This is a genomic window from Rhodococcus sp. IEGM 1379 (genome assembly GCF_030056815.1).
Lineage (GTDB): Bacteria > Actinomycetota > Actinomycetes > Mycobacteriales > Mycobacteriaceae > Rhodococcus_F.
Window position 1 is genome coordinate 1 of sequence record NZ_JASHKR010000229.1, and the last position, 201, is coordinate 201.

At 54.2% G+C, this 201-nt stretch carries 1 protein-coding gene; it reads left to right on the forward strand.

Annotated elements, in window-relative coordinates:
- Window positions 1-201, forward strand: a 201-nt coding sequence (locus QM600_RS29610) for an Ig-like domain repeat protein (protein ID WP_283265343.1), incomplete at both ends; no start/stop codon positions are given.

Genomic DNA, 201 nt, shown 5'->3' on the forward strand with positions numbered 1-201 from the left:
GTACTGCTGTGCAGTTGACGGCGAATGTGTCTCCGCTGGGCAATGTGGGTACGGTGCAGTTCTTCGAGGGCACTGTCCCGTTGGGTGCTGCAGTGAATGTGGTCAATGGTGTTGCTGTTCTTGATCACGTCTTTACGACAACGGGCAATCACACGGTCACTGCAGTGTTCAGTGGTGGTTTGGGTGTGAAGACGTCGATCT